Source organism: Streptomyces sp. NPDC054840, assembly GCF_053611065.1.
In genome coordinates, this window is record NZ_JBSGZP010000145.1 from 1 (window position 1) to 13,013 (window position 13,013).

The window sequence follows — 13,013 nt, forward strand, 5'->3', positions numbered from 1 at the left end:
CGTTTATGCACTCAGGCTGTCCCACATGCCGATCACAGTCGAACAGCCGCGTGAAGCAAGTGAACTCAGCGCTGCACAGTGTGCCTTGCTCCTGGCAGGCATCAGAGCCGCTCAACAGGAGTTGTTGCGGCTGTCCTTACGCGCAGATGGTGTTGTAGAGGGGCTTACGCACCCCGCGTCTTCACGATCTCTTCCAGGCGTTCCAGCCGTTCCCCGAACTGCCTGAGCGTCTCGTGAAGCGCGCTGATCTCCGTGGCGAGGGCGATGAACGCCGTTCCGCCTCCGCCGTCCCCCGAGCGGATGGGCTGCGAGGGGTCGGCGACGAACGTCCCGCGCCCCACCTCGGAGAACACGAGTCCTTCGTCGCTCAGCTCGCGATACGCGTTCTGAACCTTGACCAAGGTCACTTGGTACTCCTTGGCCAGCTCGCGAGCAGCCCTGAGCTGGTCGCCTGGCCCCAGCTTCCCACTCGCGATCTCGCGGCGGATGTCGGCGGCGATGTCCTTGGCCGTGGGGCGCGGTGCGCCGGCGCTCTTCTCCATGCGTTCGAGCGTAACCGGCCTAGGTCAATTCGAATCCGGTCGAGCCGCTTGACGACCCGGATCGACCTGGGTAGCTTCCTAACCAAGAGATGGACCTAGGTCAATCTGGATCATCTCTCGTGCGTCTCCCGTGCCCGGAGGATCCCGCGAAACGGATCCGAAGGAACCACTGGCTCCTTGAAAACTGAACAGAGTGAGTAGCAAGACGCGACGGGCGTGATCCCGTCCCCTGGCGGCTGGGTCATGACCGCCTGGCGGCTCACATTTCCGCGTATCGGCCCTGGAGAACAGCTTCGGCTGCCACCCGTTGCGCGCCGCCCTGCTGGCGTCAGAGCAGCGACGATGACGCGCCCGACACCCAGGGCTCGGGGCTGTCCGCCGTGGCAACGGCGGGACGGCGAAGCCCTCCCATTGCACGTCTCCGCCCGGCGGTGGGACTCCCCACCAAGGTCGCCCACCGCCGGGTTCTCCCCGCCCCTGCTGACTTCAGGAGAGCACCATGCGTACGTACATCGGCGGCCAGGAGGCCGTCAGTGTGAACGAGTTCATCGAGCTGGCCCTGGGTACCCCGCTGGAGCTGTGGCTCGGGGTGGAGGGTGAGAGTGAGGAGGAGCGTGCGGCCCGTCTGGATGCGGCCCGCGACATCCTCGCCGAGAACCCGGATCTGCCGGATGACGTGAGCCGGGTCGCCGCCCAGGTGATCGAGGCGAACGCGCCGGAGCTGTTCAACGTAGTCCCGATGCGGCGGCGGCCCGCCCGCCGCCGCACGCGTTCCGGCAAGGGGGCGGCGGCATGAGCCAGCACTCGCCCGATGGCGCCGACCGGATCCTGATCGCGACCGGCTCGGCGGTCACGATCACCGCGCTGCTGGCCGCTGTGGCGCTGCACGAGCAGTGGCTGCTCCTGATCGCCGCGATCGGCTTCTGTGCCCACCACCTCGGCTGGGCGAACCACCGCCGGCGGATTGGCGGTGCGCGATGACGACCACGCCGGAGAACGCACGGCCCGAGGTTCCGCCTCTGACCAAGCCCGAGCTGGGCCTGATGGGCTTCGCCGCCGTGGCGGCGGCAGGGGTCGGCGGGCTGGGCCTGGCCTCTTCGTTCGATGCGGTCTCGGCGGCGGCGGAGCGGTGGGCGTTCGGTTCGCCGTGGATGCTGCCGATCGGCATCGACATCGCGATCCCGGTGTTCACCGCGGCCAACCTGCTGCTCATCCGGATGGACATGCCGCTCGCGTGGGTGCGGTTCGTGCCCTGGGCCCTGACCGCGGTGACATGCTGGCTGAACATCGCGGCCGGGCACTCGCTGTCCGCGAAGCTCGCGCACGGCACGATGCCGCTGCTGTGGGTCGTGTTCGCCGAGATCGTTGCCCACGTCTACGCCGTCCGGATCGGCGCCGTCACCGGCCGCCGGATGGAGAAGATCCGACGTTCCCGATGGCTGCTCGCCTTCCCCTCCACCTTCGCGCTCTGGCGCCGCATGACCTTGTGGGAGATCACCTCCTACACCGAGGCACTGGCGAAGGAACGGGAACGACAGCTGGCCCGCGCTGATCTGCGGGAGCTGCACGGCCGCAAGTGGCGCACGAAGACACCACGACGCCAGCGGGTCCTGCTCAAGCTCGGCGAGCTGGCCCCCGCCGTCGAGGCGACCGAGACGATCACGTCGGTTCCTGCCGAGGCGGTGGAGCCCGCAGGCCCCGAGAAGGAAGCACCGAAGGGCAGGGCGCCCCGCTCCCCGCGTAGGCGGCCGAGCCGGGCCAAGGCCACCAAGGGACAGCGGACCGCCGAGCAGCTGCTCGCCGAAGCCCGTGACGTGACGGCGGCTTGGCCCGACACCGCGATCAATGCCGAGGCCATCCGCACTCACCTGCGCTGCTCCGCCGCCAGCTCCCGATCCCTGCGGGACGCCCTGTTGGCCGAGCGAGCCGAAGGCCGCAAGCGACAGCCCACTGACGAGGTGGACAACCTGCTTGAGACGGCCGCCTGATGGCCGGCCAGCCGCGGTTCTGGGACCCGCGCGGGGAACGCTTCGGTATCCCCACCTACCCATGGAACCTGGCCCCGCTCGGCCTGGCCACCCGCCGCCAGCTGCGCGAGCAAGGGCTCAGGCCCGGCGGCCAAGACGTCGTTGCGCAGCTGATGTGGCACTCCAACCGATACCGCCAGCCGGGCAGCCCCGGGATCCGTGCCGCCTACCTCTACGACGTCGACCGGGCCAAGCCCGTTCGTCCCATGACCCCCGGCCGAGCATCCGCGCTCGCCAAGGCGATGCGGGCCCGCCGCACCTGCCCCGACTGCCAGAGGGACGCCGGATACGTCATCCCGACCTCCCTCGGTACATGCACCGACTGCAGCGCCACTCAAGAACAGCGCGCCGCCTGAACAAGGCACGCACTTTGCGTGCCTACCTGTGCAGGCACCTGACTCACCATCAAGGACACGGGCCCGACCGCTCACCTCTCACAGCAGTCGGTCGGGCCCGTCATTTCCCTCGCTCTGGAAGGAAGCTCCAGTGAAGCACCCTGACGACGAGCACGACTTCTTCAACCGACTCGAAGCCGAACTGACCGCCGACTTCGGCGCCGACGTGGTCGACCTCGACAAGGCCCGCACCGCCCGCCACGCGACGGCCGACCCGTCCGCCGACTCGGCACCCGCCACGGCGGCCGACGAGTCGGGCGACCCGTCGGCCCGACGGCTCGTCGACGGACCCGCCCTCGCCGGGCCCGGCTACCTCGGCCGACTCCTCGGCGCGAAGCGTCGGGCGATCATCCCGCCGTGGCTGCGCTCCAGCGCTGAACTGAAGACGGCCGCTGGTTGGGTGGCCAAGCACTATTCCCACCTGGCCGGGTATCACGCGCTGCGGTCCCCGGTCTACGCCGCCCGCCTCACCCTCCAGGCGCCCCGCGGTGCCGCGCGGGTGGTCGGGGGGACGGTGAGGTGGCTGGCCGACCGCGAGGGCGACCCCGTCCGCGCTGCGGCCGTCCGCCGTGAGGACGCCGCCGAGTACCTGACCCTCTCCCGCCAGCGTGACGGACGCGTCCGGCTGCGCGCCATCATCGCCGGACTCTCCCTGCTGGTCGGCTCCATCACCGCGCTCGCCATCTACATCCTGGCCCCCGGCTGGGTCCACGCCCTCTCCATCAGCGCCCTGGTCCTCGCCCTCGGCGCGGCCGGCCGACGCCCCGACGCCCCCGTCATCAACCGCGCCGTCGAGGTCGCGAAGGCGCCCAAGTTGACCTCGGACATCATCCTGCGCGCCCTCGGCGCCCTCGGCATCGCCCCGATCAGCCAGGCTCAGTCCAAGGGCCGTGACGGGTTCACCTTCACCGCCCCTATCACCCGCGACGGGCCCGGCTGGCGGGCCGAGGGAGACCTCCCCTACGGCGTCACCGTCACCGACGTCATCGAGCGCCGCGACAAGCTCGCCTCCGGCCTGCGCCGCCCCCTCGGCTGCGTGTGGCCCGAGGCCGTCCCGGACGAGCACACCGGCCGCCTCGTGCTCTGGGTCGGCGACCAGGACATGTCCACCGCAAAGAAGCCCACCTGGCCGCTCCTGAAGTCCGGGAGCGTGGACCTGTTCAAGCCCGTCGCGTTCGGCACCGACCAGCGCGGACGGTGGGTGGAGATCACCCTCATGTACATCGCGGCCGTCATCGGCGCGATCCCCCGCATGGGCAAGACCTTCCTCCTCCGCCTCCTACTCCTGATCGCCGCGCTCGACACCCGCGCTGAGCTGCACACCTACGACCTCAAGGGCACCGGAGACCTCGACCCGGTCGGGGAGAAGGTCTCCCACCGCCACCGCGCCGGCGATGAAGACGCCGACATCGACTACGCCCTCGCAGACCTGCGAGAAGTCCGCGAGGAACTGCGGCGACGGGCGAAGATGATCCGGTCCCTGCCCCGCGACATCTGCCCCGAGTCGAAGGTGACCAGCGAGCTGGCGAACAAGCCCAAGCTGGGGTTGCACCCGATCGTGATCGGGGTGGACGAGTGCCAAGTGTGGTTCGAGCACCCCAAGCACGGCGCCGAGTTCGAGGAAATCTGCACCGACCTGGTCAAGCGCGGCCCCGCCACCGGCATCGTCCTGCTCCTGGCTACCCAGCGCCCGGACGCCAAGGCCCTGCCCACCGGGATCTCCGCGAACGCGTCGGCGCGCTTCTGCCTGAAGGTCATGGGCCAGCTGGAGAACGACATGGTGCTGGGCACCTCCTCCTACAAGCGGGGTGTGCGGGCCACGATGTTCTCCTGGAAGGACAAGGGCATCCACTACTTCGTGGGCGAGGGAGCGGACGCCCGCATCGTGTCCTCCGTCTACGTGGATGCCCCGACCGCCGAGGCCATCGGGAACCGGGCCCGCGCCGCCCGCGAGCGGGCGGGCACCCTCGCCGGTCACGCCCTCGGTCAGGAGCCGGAGCACGCGGAGCGGTCCGCCTACGACCTGCTGTCCGACATCCTCGCCGTCGTCCCCGCGGAAGAGCCCAAGCTCTGGTCCGAGGTCGTCGTCGCCCGCCTGGCGGAGCTGCGGCCGGACGTCTACGGCGGGTGGGAGCCCGAGCAGCTGGCCTACGTCCTCAAGCCCTACGGCGTCCCCACCATCCAGGTCTGGGGAAAGACCGAGGCCGGGAAGGGCGCCAACCGGCGCGGCATCGTACGCGCCGACATCGTCAAGGCGAGCGCGGAGCGTGACGGAAAGCGGGACGCGAGCTGACCCCGATCCGCAGCTAGACCTAGCGGAGCACCCCGCTAGGTCTAGCACCGCGCCTAGCACCCCATTCCATGCCTGATCAGCCCGCTAGTGCCTAGCGGGCTGGCCCCCGCACGCCCTGAAACCGGCTGGGAGGCCCTTCGTGACCCTCTTCCTCACCGCTAGCGCCCTCATCCTGCTGCTCACGCTCAGCTACATCGCGACATGCGTGGCCTCACCGTTCGGGAACTGCCGTAAGTGCCGCGGCTTCGGCTACCTCACCCGGACCGACCGCAAGGGACGGCTCAAGCGCGGCAAGGACTGCCGCCGCTGCCACACCACCGGCAAGCGCATACGCGTCGGCCGCTGGATCTACAACCGCGCTGTCCGCGTCCACCGCGCCGGCACCCGCTGACCCCAAGGGAGCACCTTCATGGCCCGCGACCCGCAGCCCTTCACCGACCTCGACCCGCACAGCCCCGGTGAACTCGCCCGTGTCCTCTACCTCGGCTTCAAGGCCGTCCGCCGCCAGCAGCGCGGCAAGTCCATCAAGGCCATCGAGAACGAGATCGACCGCATCCGCGAGACCGCCCAGGCCCGCGAGGACGCCCGCAATACGCGCCGCAAGTAGAACGAGCGGACCGGCGGCCGAACGCCATGAGGCGCATCCCCCGCCTAGCTGGCGGCAGACCGGCTCGGCCGCCGGCCGTCACTCGAAACCCGGCCCCCGAAAGGGCCGAACCATCGCGCACCCTACCCGCCCGCACTCCCCAACCCCGAGCAAGGAGAACCCCATTGGCCGTCACCCTCTCCCTCGTCGCCCTCTTCGGGCTGATCCTCTTCCTCCTCCTGCGCTCCAAGACCCTCGGCGCCGGAAGCGCCTTCGTCGCCGTCATGTTCGGCTTCTTCCTCGCCTCCACCGGCGCCGCCCCCGCCGTCACCCAAGTCATGACCTCTCTCATCAACGCCATACCCGACCTGTAGGAGGCACCCCTTGAACCACGACCTCACCCGGCGGGAGACCACCGAACTCCATCACCCCGTGCCCCTCGCCACGGCTTACCCGCCGCTCGACGTTCAGCAGCCGCACCCGCTGCCGGACGTCCAGACGGTCCAGCTCCCTGACGGCCGGATCATCACCGGCTACGCCATCGCCCCCACCAAGGCCCCCGAGCCCGTCCGGGAGCGGCCCGCCATCAACCCGCTCGCTGTGAACATCGCCCTCGGTGGGATCGGCTTCGCTGCCGTCTGCGGCGGCCTGATGCTCCTGACCACCTTCATCGCCGCCATCGCAGCCCTCATCCAGCAGCTCATCATCCTGGCCGCCGTCATCTTCGGCGGCTTCATCGCCACCCAGGTCCTCGACAACAACCACGGCGCCCAGGGCGGGACGATCGTCAACATTCGCCGGGCCGTCTTCAAGCGCAACCACTTCCACGGCTGAGACCGGCGATGCAGCTCCTGGACTGGGGCGACACCCGCCACTACGACCACAGCGGGAACCGGCCGTGCACCTTGTGCGGCAAGCCGACACCACTGCGCTCCCACGCCGGGGAGCCCGTCCACAAGGTGTGCGCCGAGGGCTGGAACCACACCCACCCCGGCGAGGCCCGCCGCTACACCCACCCTGACAAGCAGAAGCGCCAGCGGGACATCGGCAGTTGGCGCTTCCACAACGACGGGCCCAACACCCCAGGCAAGGCCACGAACGTCGTCAGTCTGCCCGGACCCGCCGTAGAGACCCTCGAACTCCCCGCAGCCTGAGAGGAATCCGCATGTTCGAGATCCGGATCATCTGCACCCCGCCCGAGGCCCCCGAGATCACGAAGGCTCTGTCCGAGACCTTCACCACTGGCCAGTTCCGCCAGCACCCGACCCGTGACGGCGAGCGCGTCCGCCTCTACGTCACCGCAGAGCAGCAGCCCGGCCACTGGCCCACGCCCGAGACCGCGTACGCCACCGCGCCCAGCATCATCAGCGAGATCGGATGGACCGCGCGCGGAGTCCGCGACTGCCTGCACGGCATCGCCGTCCGCGAGTTCTGGCTCCGCAAGGCCGCGCTCCTGGACCGCGTCGCCCTCACCGACGACGACCCCGTGAGTGGCGAAGCCGCAACCCTCGCCACCGAAGCCGCCCGCCGCCTGATGGCCATCGACCACGCCGCCGGCCTCGGCCCCAGCGGCTACGCGGACGGCCCCTACACGCCCAACCACCCGGACAGCATCCACGAACCCCGCGGCTACCTCCGCCAGGAGTACGCCCTCTGGCACCGACACAGCTGAATACGCCCGTGGCGGCAGGACTCCCCACCAAGGTCGCCCGCCGCCACGGCCCTCCCCGCAAGTCCGAAGACCGACAGGAGAACCCAAGGATGCCTCACCCCGAACCGCACTCGCTGGCCGTGGCCGCGCAGAGCGCCGCTGACCGAGGCTGGCACGTCTTCCCCCTCATCCCGGGAGACAAGCGGCCCGCCATCCGGAACTGGACCGAGCGCGCCACGACCGACCCCACACGGATCGCCCGCTGCTGGGCCCACGCCCCCTACAACATCGGCATCGCCACCGGCCCGTCCAACCTGTTGGTGGTTGATCTCGACACCGCCAAGACCCCGGACGACCTTCCGCCAGTCAGCTGGGCCCACCCCGGCATCCAGAACGGTCGAGACGTCTTCCTCGCCCTCTGCCAGCGGCACACCGGACGCGGAGACCTCGCCCCCGACACGCACACGGTTTCCACCTCCAGCGGCGGCCAGCACCTCTACTTCGCCGCCCCCGAGGGCATCGAGCTGCGCAACACGGCGGGCAAGCTCGGTTGGAAGATCGACACCCGAGCCATTGGCGGCTACGTCGTGGGCCCCGGCAGCACCATCACGGGGAAGGGGCGCCCGTACGAGACGGTCGTGAGCGTGGCCCCGCGGTTGCTGCCGGACTGGCTGCTCGACCTGCTCCGTCCCACTCCGCTCCCGACCCAGGCGCCCGTCACGGTTGAACTCGGTGCAGACCGGCGCGGCCGGTGGCTCCAGGCTGCGATCAACGGCGAGTTGGAGCGCGTATCCGGATCGGCCGACCACGAGCACAACTCAGCTCTCTACGTCGCCGCCGTCGCACTCGGCCAGCTCGTTGCCGGGGGAGAGCTGAGCGAAGCGGACGTGATCGAGTGGCTCACGGAGGCGGCGCTCCGCGTTGGCCAGGGCGACCGCGAAGCCCGCGCCACGGTCGCCTCCGGCCTTCGCGCCGGAGCCCGGAGGCCGAGGGCGGTTGCGTCATGACCACCAACCCGATCCCGCCCCTCCACCTGTACTCCGTCCCCAGCGACCCCCAGCCCGAGGCCTCGCCCCCGCCCAAGCGGGAACGACCCCGCACCGCGTGGACCGCCGATCAGCTCATGGCCACGGAGTTCCCCGAACCGAAGTGGGCCGTGCCCGGCATCCTCGCCGAAGGCGTCAGCCTCCTCGCCGGACCGCCCAAGGTCGGTAAGTCCTGGCTTTCCCTCGGCCTCGCCCTCTCCGTCGCGGCCGGGGGACAGGCCTTCGACTCCGTACCCGTCCTCGGCGGCCCAGTGCTCTACCTCGCCCTGGAGGACACCCCGCGCCGCCTCCAGTCCCGCATGGGAAAGCTTCTCGGCGGCCAGCCCGCGCCCGCCGGCCTGACCCTGGTTACCGAGTGCCCGCCCTTCCCCCAAGGCGGAGATGCGGCTATCGCCCAGTGGCTCGACCGAAACCCGGACGCCCGCATGGTCGTGATCGACGTGTTCGCCAAGATGCGCGGCCAGGCCCCTCAGGGGATCTCCGCGTACGACGCGGACTATCACGCGGTGGGCTACGCCAAGCGGATCGCGGATCACTACGGCATCGCCGTCGTACTGGTCCACCACGTCCGCAAGGCAGGCTCCGAGGACTTCCTCACCGAGGTCTCTGGCACCAACGGCATCGCTGGCGCCGCTGACGCCACCCTGGTCCTGAAGCGGGCCCGCGGACAGGCTGACGGCATCCTGCACGTAACCGGCCGAGACGTGGACGAAGCCGAGTACGCCCTCCAGTTCCAGGCCGCTTCCGGTGCGTGGCACCTCCTGGACGGCCCCGCCTCGGATCACCTCGTTGGCGACACCCGAGCCGTCATCCTCCGCCACGTCCGCGCGCACCCCGGCGTCCGCCCGAAGGACATCGCCGAGGCATTGCCCCACCTCGATGCGGACACCGTCCGACGCACCTGCTCCCGCATGGCCGCCGATGGCCAGCTCGCCAAGGACGCCAGCGGCAGCTACTACCCGGACACCGCGACGCGGACAGAGAGCACTCCTGAGGTGTCCCAGCTGTCCGACTGTCCGGTCTCCCCATCTGACCAGCCCGAACGCCCCGGACGGCCCGGATCGGACCTGTCCGGGCTGTCCGCCCGTCCGTCACACGACCTCAGGAGGAATCCGTGACCCTCGCCCTCCCCGAGCGCAACGCGACAGTCACCCCGGTCCTCCTGAAAGTGCCGGAGGCCATGCGCGCCCTGAGCCTGAGCCGCACCGTCATCTACGAGCTGATCCGCGCGGGCCGTCTCCGGGCCGTCAACGAGGGCCGTGCCCGCCTCATCCCCGTGTCCGCCATCAACGAGTACGTCGCGCTGCTGGAGCGCGAGGCAGGAGCCGGTAAGTGACCAAGCGCCGTAGTAGGGGGGATGGCGGTCTCCACTGGGACGAGAGGCGCCAGCGCTGGATCGCCTCCGTGACCCTCGGCTTCGACGCGAGCGGGAAGCGCGTCGTGCGAAAGGGGAGCGGCAAGACCAAGACCGAGGCCAAGGCCAAACTCAAGGAGGTGCTCCGCGATCACGAGGACGGGTTGGCCGTCGCTCCGACCAACTACACCGTGGCGAACGCGGTGGACGACTGGCTCATGTACGGGTTGGCCGGCCGCGACGCGCGGACCGTGGCCACCTGCACCTCGCTCAGTCGGATCCACGTGATCCCGGCCCTCGGCGCCCGGAAGCTTCGGGAGCTGAGCGGCGAGGACGTCGACAAGTGGCTGGCGGAGAAGGCCAGGACGCTCAGCACCCGCACGCTTCAGGCGATGCACTCGTGCCTGAACCGGTCCGTGAAACGGGCCATGGTCCGGGACAAGGTGAAGCGGAACATCGTGGAGCTGTGCGTCATCCCGACCGGCCAGCCGGGCCGGCCGTCGAAGGCGCTCAGGCTGGCCGAGGCCGAGGCGGTGCTCAATGCGGCTGAGGGGACGTCCGCGTACGCGTACATCGTGGTGGCCCTGCTCACCGGTGCCCGGACTGAAGAGATGCGGGCGCTCACCTGGGATCACGTCTTCCTGAAGGGGGACCCGAACGCGGTGCCGCCTGTACCGCCGCACATCGCGGTGTGGCGCTCGGTCCGCTCCACCGGGGACACCAAGACCAAGAAGTCGCGCCGGACGATCGCTCTGCCTGCGCGATGCGTGGACGCGCTCTGGCAGCAGTTCGAAGAGCAGGGGTGGGACCGGCTCGCCGCTGGTGATCAGTGGACGGAGAAGGGGCTTGTCTTCTCCTCCGCCACGGGGACCGAGCTGGACTCGACCAACGTCCGGCGCGCCTTCCGCCTGGCGATCACCGGGGCCGAGGGGGTCGACGCGAAGGAGTGGACTCCGCGGGAGCTGCGGCACAGCTTCGTCTCGCTGCTCTCCGATAAGGGGGTCCCGCTCGAAGAGATCTCGCGGCTCGTCGGGCACTCCGGTACTGCCGTCACCGAGGCGGTCTATCGGAAGCAGATCAGGCCCGTGATCCAGACCGGGGCGACGGCCATGGACGAGATCTTCAAGGACGCGCGGAAGCCGTAGTCACTCAGTTAGTCACTCAGCAGAAACAGGTCAGCAGTCCCCTCACGTGAGGGGACTGCTGACCTGGTCTTACTCTGTCGGGGTGGCGGGATTTGAACCCACGACCTCTTCGTCCCGAACGAAGCGCGCTGCCAAGCTGCGCTACACCCCGATCGCCGCCTTGCAGCGCTTGCTGCCCTGGCGACATCGATTACTTTAGCGGACCTCTCGCCGGAGACGAAATCCGGTTTTCGCGGAGCGGTCGCGGGGTCAGGGGTGGCGTCGGGCGGAAGCGGTCCGCCGCGACTGGGGCGAGGACGAGGGCGTGGCCGAGGGCGTGGAAGGCGGCGCCCAGGGACAGGGCGCGTTCAGGGGCACGCGGCGTAGCCGTATCCGGCCGCGTCGATGAAGCGGTCCGTGTACCGGCACACGCTGTCGGCGGCGACCAGGGGGCTGAACGCCACCACGACGAGGTGCGACGGGGCGGTCCTCCGCGCTGCGTGTTACCCCTTCGGGGTCAGCGTCAGGAGCGTCGCCTCCGGCGGGCACGCGAAGCGGACCGGCGTGAACCGGTTGGTGCCACAGCCCGCCGAGACGTGCAGGTACGCGCGATTGCCCTCCGCCTCGTGCGTGGAGAGCCCCTTCACCCGCTTCGTGTCCAGGTCGCAGTTGGTGACGAGCGCCCCGTAGAAGGGGATGCACAGCTGCCCGCCGTGGGTGTGACCCGCGAGGATCAGCGGGTAGCGGTCGGCCGTGAAGGACTCCAGGACGCGCAGGTACGGGGCGTGCACCACCGCCATCGAGAAGTCCGCGTCCGCCTCCGGGCCACCGGCCACGCTCGCGTAGCGGTCCCGCTTGATGTGCGGGTCGTCGAGCCCGGTGAAGGCGAGCTCCAGGCCGTCCAGCTTCAGGCGCGCCCGGGTGTTGGTGAGGTTCAGCCAGCCGGCCGCGTCGAAGGCGTCCCGCATCTCCTCCCACGGGTTGTGGACGGCGCCGACGACCGGTTTGTTGCCGTTCAGCCCGTGCCGGCCCTGGGTCTTCTCGATCAGGTAGCGCCCGGGGTTGCGCAGCCGCGGCCCGTAGTAGTCGTTCGACCCGAAGACGTACACACCCGGGAAGGACATCAGGGGGCCCAAGGCGTCGAGCAGCTCGGGGATCCCCTCGGTGTCGGAGAGGTTGTCGCCGGTGTTCACGACGAAGTCGGGGCGCAGGCCGGCCAGGGACTGCAGCCAGGCACGTTTCTTGCGCTGTCCGCCGACCATGTGGATGTCGGAGACCTGGAGCACGCGCAGCGGGCGCATCCCCCGGGGAAGGACAGGCACCGTGACCCGGCGCAGGCGGAAGGACCGTGCCTCGAAACCGGCGGCATAGGCCACACCCGCGGCCCCCACCGCAGCGACTCCGGCAGCTGCCTTCAGGGGTACTCCGTAACGCGCACGCATGGACCCATCGTCGCAGACCCGCAAAACCCGTGAGCGCCACTGCCCCCGCACCTGGCAGACTCACTTCCATGACCACGCTCAAGGCCAAGCTCCAGGAAGACCTCACGACCGCCATCAGGGCGCGCGACGAGCTGCACTCGTCCACGCTGCGCCTGACCCTCTCGGCCATCACCAAGGAGGAGGTCGCGGGCAAGGTGGCACGTGTGCTCTCCGACGAGGAAGTCCTCAAGGTGATCGCCAAGGAGGCGAAGAAGCGCCGTGAGGCCGCCGAGGCCTTCGCCCAGGGCGGCCGTCCCGAGCAGGCCGCGCGCGAGACCGCGGAGGGCGAGTTCCTCGACACGTACCTGCCCAAGCAGCTCAGCGACGACGAGCTCGTGGCGATCGTGACGCAGGCTGTGCAGGAGGCCAAGGCCGCGGGTGCCGAGGGGCCGCGCGCCATGGGTGCCGTCATGAAGATCGTGAACCCGAAGGTCGCCGGGCTGGCGGAGGGCGGGCGGGTCGCCGCCGTCGTCAAGCAGCAGCTCTCGTAGGACCGCGAGGCGGAAGAAGGGGG

Annotated in this window: 18 protein-coding genes and 1 tRNA gene; 16 read left to right on the forward strand and 3 right to left on the reverse strand. The window is 70.0% G+C overall.

All coding sequences use genetic code 11. The features are described 5' to 3' along the window. Positions 1-164: 164 nt before the first annotated feature. Positions 165-542, reverse strand: coding sequence for a GntR family transcriptional regulator (locus ACWGIU_RS13400; RefSeq protein ID WP_389114586.1), 378 nt, complete (start codon positions 540-542; stop codon positions 165-167). A gap of 499 nt (positions 543-1,041) precedes the next feature. On the opposite strand from ACWGIU_RS13400, the gene ACWGIU_RS13405 reads away from it, so the two are divergent. The 15 genes from ACWGIU_RS13405 to ACWGIU_RS13475 all read left to right on the forward strand — a co-directional run bounded on the left by ACWGIU_RS13405 (position 1,042) and on the right by ACWGIU_RS13475 (position 11,039). After that, positions 1,042-1,338: a hypothetical protein gene (locus ACWGIU_RS13405; RefSeq protein ID WP_389114587.1), complete on the forward strand. Its 297-nt coding sequence runs from the start codon at positions 1,042-1,044 to the stop codon at positions 1,336-1,338. Next, positions 1,335-1,523 (forward strand): hypothetical protein, encoded by a 189-nt coding sequence (locus tag ACWGIU_RS13410; protein ID WP_453705320.1) that lies wholly within the window; start codon positions 1,335-1,337, stop codon positions 1,521-1,523. The genes ACWGIU_RS13405 and ACWGIU_RS13410 overlap by 4 nt, the downstream gene beginning before the upstream one ends. After that, positions 1,520-2,530 (forward strand): DUF2637 domain-containing protein, encoded by a 1,011-nt coding sequence (locus ACWGIU_RS13415; protein ID WP_453705322.1) that lies wholly within the window; start codon positions 1,520-1,522, stop codon positions 2,528-2,530. The genes ACWGIU_RS13410 and ACWGIU_RS13415 overlap by 4 nt, the downstream gene beginning before the upstream one ends. Then, positions 2,530-2,925 (forward strand): RRQRL motif-containing zinc-binding protein, encoded by a 396-nt coding sequence (locus ACWGIU_RS13420; RefSeq protein WP_453705324.1) that lies wholly within the window; start codon positions 2,530-2,532, stop codon positions 2,923-2,925. Before ACWGIU_RS13415 ends, ACWGIU_RS13420 begins: the two co-directional genes overlap by 1 nt. Before the next feature lie 130 nt (positions 2,926-3,055). Continuing rightward, the gene (locus ACWGIU_RS13425; RefSeq protein ID WP_453705326.1) at positions 3,056-5,257 is read left to right on the forward strand and encodes a cell division protein FtsK; all 2,202 of its coding nucleotides are present in this window, start codon (positions 3,056-3,058) and stop codon (positions 5,255-5,257) included. A 139-nt stretch (positions 5,258-5,396) separates the two neighbouring features. Continuing rightward, the gene (locus ACWGIU_RS13430; protein ID WP_389114594.1) at positions 5,397-5,648 is read left to right on the forward strand and encodes a hypothetical protein; all 252 of its coding nucleotides are present in this window, start codon (positions 5,397-5,399) and stop codon (positions 5,646-5,648) included. An 18-nt stretch (positions 5,649-5,666) separates the two neighbouring features. Beyond that, positions 5,667-5,864 carry a hypothetical protein gene (locus tag ACWGIU_RS13435; RefSeq protein ID WP_356520929.1) on the forward strand — a complete coding sequence of 66 codons (198 nt, stop codon included), beginning with the start codon at positions 5,667-5,669 and terminating at the stop codon, positions 5,862-5,864. Between the two features lie 164 nt (positions 5,865-6,028). After that, on the forward strand, positions 6,029-6,217 hold the full coding sequence (locus tag ACWGIU_RS13440; protein ID WP_356520927.1) for a hypothetical protein: 189 nt from the start codon (positions 6,029-6,031) through the stop codon (positions 6,215-6,217). A 10-nt stretch (positions 6,218-6,227) separates the two neighbouring features. After that, entirely contained in the window at positions 6,228-6,677 is a 450-nt protein-coding gene (locus ACWGIU_RS13445) for a hypothetical protein (RefSeq protein WP_453705329.1), read from the forward strand. Positions 6,678-6,685: 8 nt separating this feature from the next. Beyond that, positions 6,686-6,997: a hypothetical protein gene (locus ACWGIU_RS13450; protein ID WP_389114598.1), complete on the forward strand. Its 312-nt coding sequence runs from the start codon at positions 6,686-6,688 to the stop codon at positions 6,995-6,997. An 11-nt stretch (positions 6,998-7,008) separates the two neighbouring features. Further along, the gene (locus ACWGIU_RS13455; protein WP_453705331.1) at positions 7,009-7,515 is read left to right on the forward strand and encodes a hypothetical protein; all 507 of its coding nucleotides are present in this window, start codon (positions 7,009-7,011) and stop codon (positions 7,513-7,515) included. An 89-nt stretch (positions 7,516-7,604) separates the two neighbouring features. After that, positions 7,605-8,501 carry a bifunctional DNA primase/polymerase gene (locus ACWGIU_RS13460; RefSeq protein WP_453705333.1) on the forward strand — a complete coding sequence of 299 codons (897 nt, stop codon included), beginning with the start codon at positions 7,605-7,607 and terminating at the stop codon, positions 8,499-8,501. After that, on the forward strand, positions 8,498-9,658 hold the full coding sequence (locus ACWGIU_RS13465; protein WP_453705335.1) for an AAA family ATPase: 1,161 nt from the start codon (positions 8,498-8,500) through the stop codon (positions 9,656-9,658). Before ACWGIU_RS13460 ends, ACWGIU_RS13465 begins: the two co-directional genes overlap by 4 nt. Beyond that, positions 9,655-9,876, forward strand: a complete 222-nt coding sequence (locus ACWGIU_RS13470) for a helix-turn-helix domain-containing protein (RefSeq protein ID WP_389114605.1) — start codon at positions 9,655-9,657, stop codon at positions 9,874-9,876. The genes ACWGIU_RS13465 and ACWGIU_RS13470 overlap by 4 nt, the downstream gene beginning before the upstream one ends. Beyond that, positions 9,873-11,039 carry a tyrosine-type recombinase/integrase gene (locus tag ACWGIU_RS13475; protein ID WP_453705338.1) on the forward strand — a complete coding sequence of 389 codons (1,167 nt, stop codon included), beginning with the start codon at positions 9,873-9,875 and terminating at the stop codon, positions 11,037-11,039. The genes ACWGIU_RS13470 and ACWGIU_RS13475 overlap by 4 nt, the downstream gene beginning before the upstream one ends. Before the next feature lie 77 nt (positions 11,040-11,116). Here the strand turns inward: ACWGIU_RS13475 and ACWGIU_RS13480 are convergent. Together ACWGIU_RS13480 and ACWGIU_RS13485 are read right to left on the reverse strand one after the other, a co-directional pair. Then, a tRNA-Pro gene (locus tag ACWGIU_RS13480) sits at positions 11,117-11,190 on the reverse strand. 331 nt (positions 11,191-11,521) lie between these two features. Then, positions 11,522-12,460 carry a metallophosphoesterase gene (locus ACWGIU_RS13485; protein ID WP_453705340.1) on the reverse strand — a complete coding sequence of 313 codons (939 nt, stop codon included), beginning with the start codon at positions 12,458-12,460 and terminating at the stop codon, positions 11,522-11,524. A 68-nt stretch (positions 12,461-12,528) separates the two neighbouring features. Between ACWGIU_RS13485 and ACWGIU_RS13490 the strand changes: the two genes are divergently transcribed. After that, the gene (locus tag ACWGIU_RS13490) at positions 12,529-12,990 is read left to right on the forward strand and encodes a GatB/YqeY domain-containing protein (RefSeq protein ID WP_453705342.1); all 462 of its coding nucleotides are present in this window, start codon (positions 12,529-12,531) and stop codon (positions 12,988-12,990) included. Positions 12,991-13,013: the final 23 nt, after the last annotated feature.

Excerpts from the sequence above, each read along its gene's own strand:
- ACWGIU_RS13400 (WP_389114586.1), bottom strand. The coding sequence starts at position 542 with ATGGAGAAGAGCGCCGGCGCACCGCGCCCCACGGCCAAGGACATCGCC.
- ACWGIU_RS13405 (WP_389114587.1), top strand. The coding sequence starts at position 1,042 with ATGCGTACGTACATCGGCGGCCAGGAGGCCGTCAGTGTGAACGAGTTC.
- ACWGIU_RS13410 (WP_453705320.1), top strand. The coding sequence starts at position 1,335 with ATGAGCCAGCACTCGCCCGATGGCGCCGACCGGATCCTGATCGCGACC.
- ACWGIU_RS13415 (WP_453705322.1), top strand. The coding sequence starts at position 1,520 with ATGACGACCACGCCGGAGAACGCACGGCCCGAGGTTCCGCCTCTGACC.
- ACWGIU_RS13420 (WP_453705324.1), top strand. The coding sequence starts at position 2,530 with ATGGCCGGCCAGCCGCGGTTCTGGGACCCGCGCGGGGAACGCTTCGGT.
- ACWGIU_RS13435 (WP_356520929.1), top strand. The coding sequence starts at position 5,667 with ATGGCCCGCGACCCGCAGCCCTTCACCGACCTCGACCCGCACAGCCCC.
- ACWGIU_RS13450 (WP_389114598.1), top strand. The coding sequence starts at position 6,686 with ATGCAGCTCCTGGACTGGGGCGACACCCGCCACTACGACCACAGCGGG.
- ACWGIU_RS13455 (WP_453705331.1), top strand. The coding sequence starts at position 7,009 with ATGTTCGAGATCCGGATCATCTGCACCCCGCCCGAGGCCCCCGAGATC.
- ACWGIU_RS13460 (WP_453705333.1), top strand. The coding sequence starts at position 7,605 with ATGCCTCACCCCGAACCGCACTCGCTGGCCGTGGCCGCGCAGAGCGCC.
- ACWGIU_RS13465 (WP_453705335.1), top strand. The coding sequence starts at position 8,498 with ATGACCACCAACCCGATCCCGCCCCTCCACCTGTACTCCGTCCCCAGC.
- ACWGIU_RS13485 (WP_453705340.1), bottom strand. The coding sequence starts at position 12,460 with ATGCGTGCGCGTTACGGAGTACCCCTGAAGGCAGCTGCCGGAGTCGCT.
- ACWGIU_RS13490 (WP_453705342.1), top strand. The coding sequence starts at position 12,529 with ATGACCACGCTCAAGGCCAAGCTCCAGGAAGACCTCACGACCGCCATC.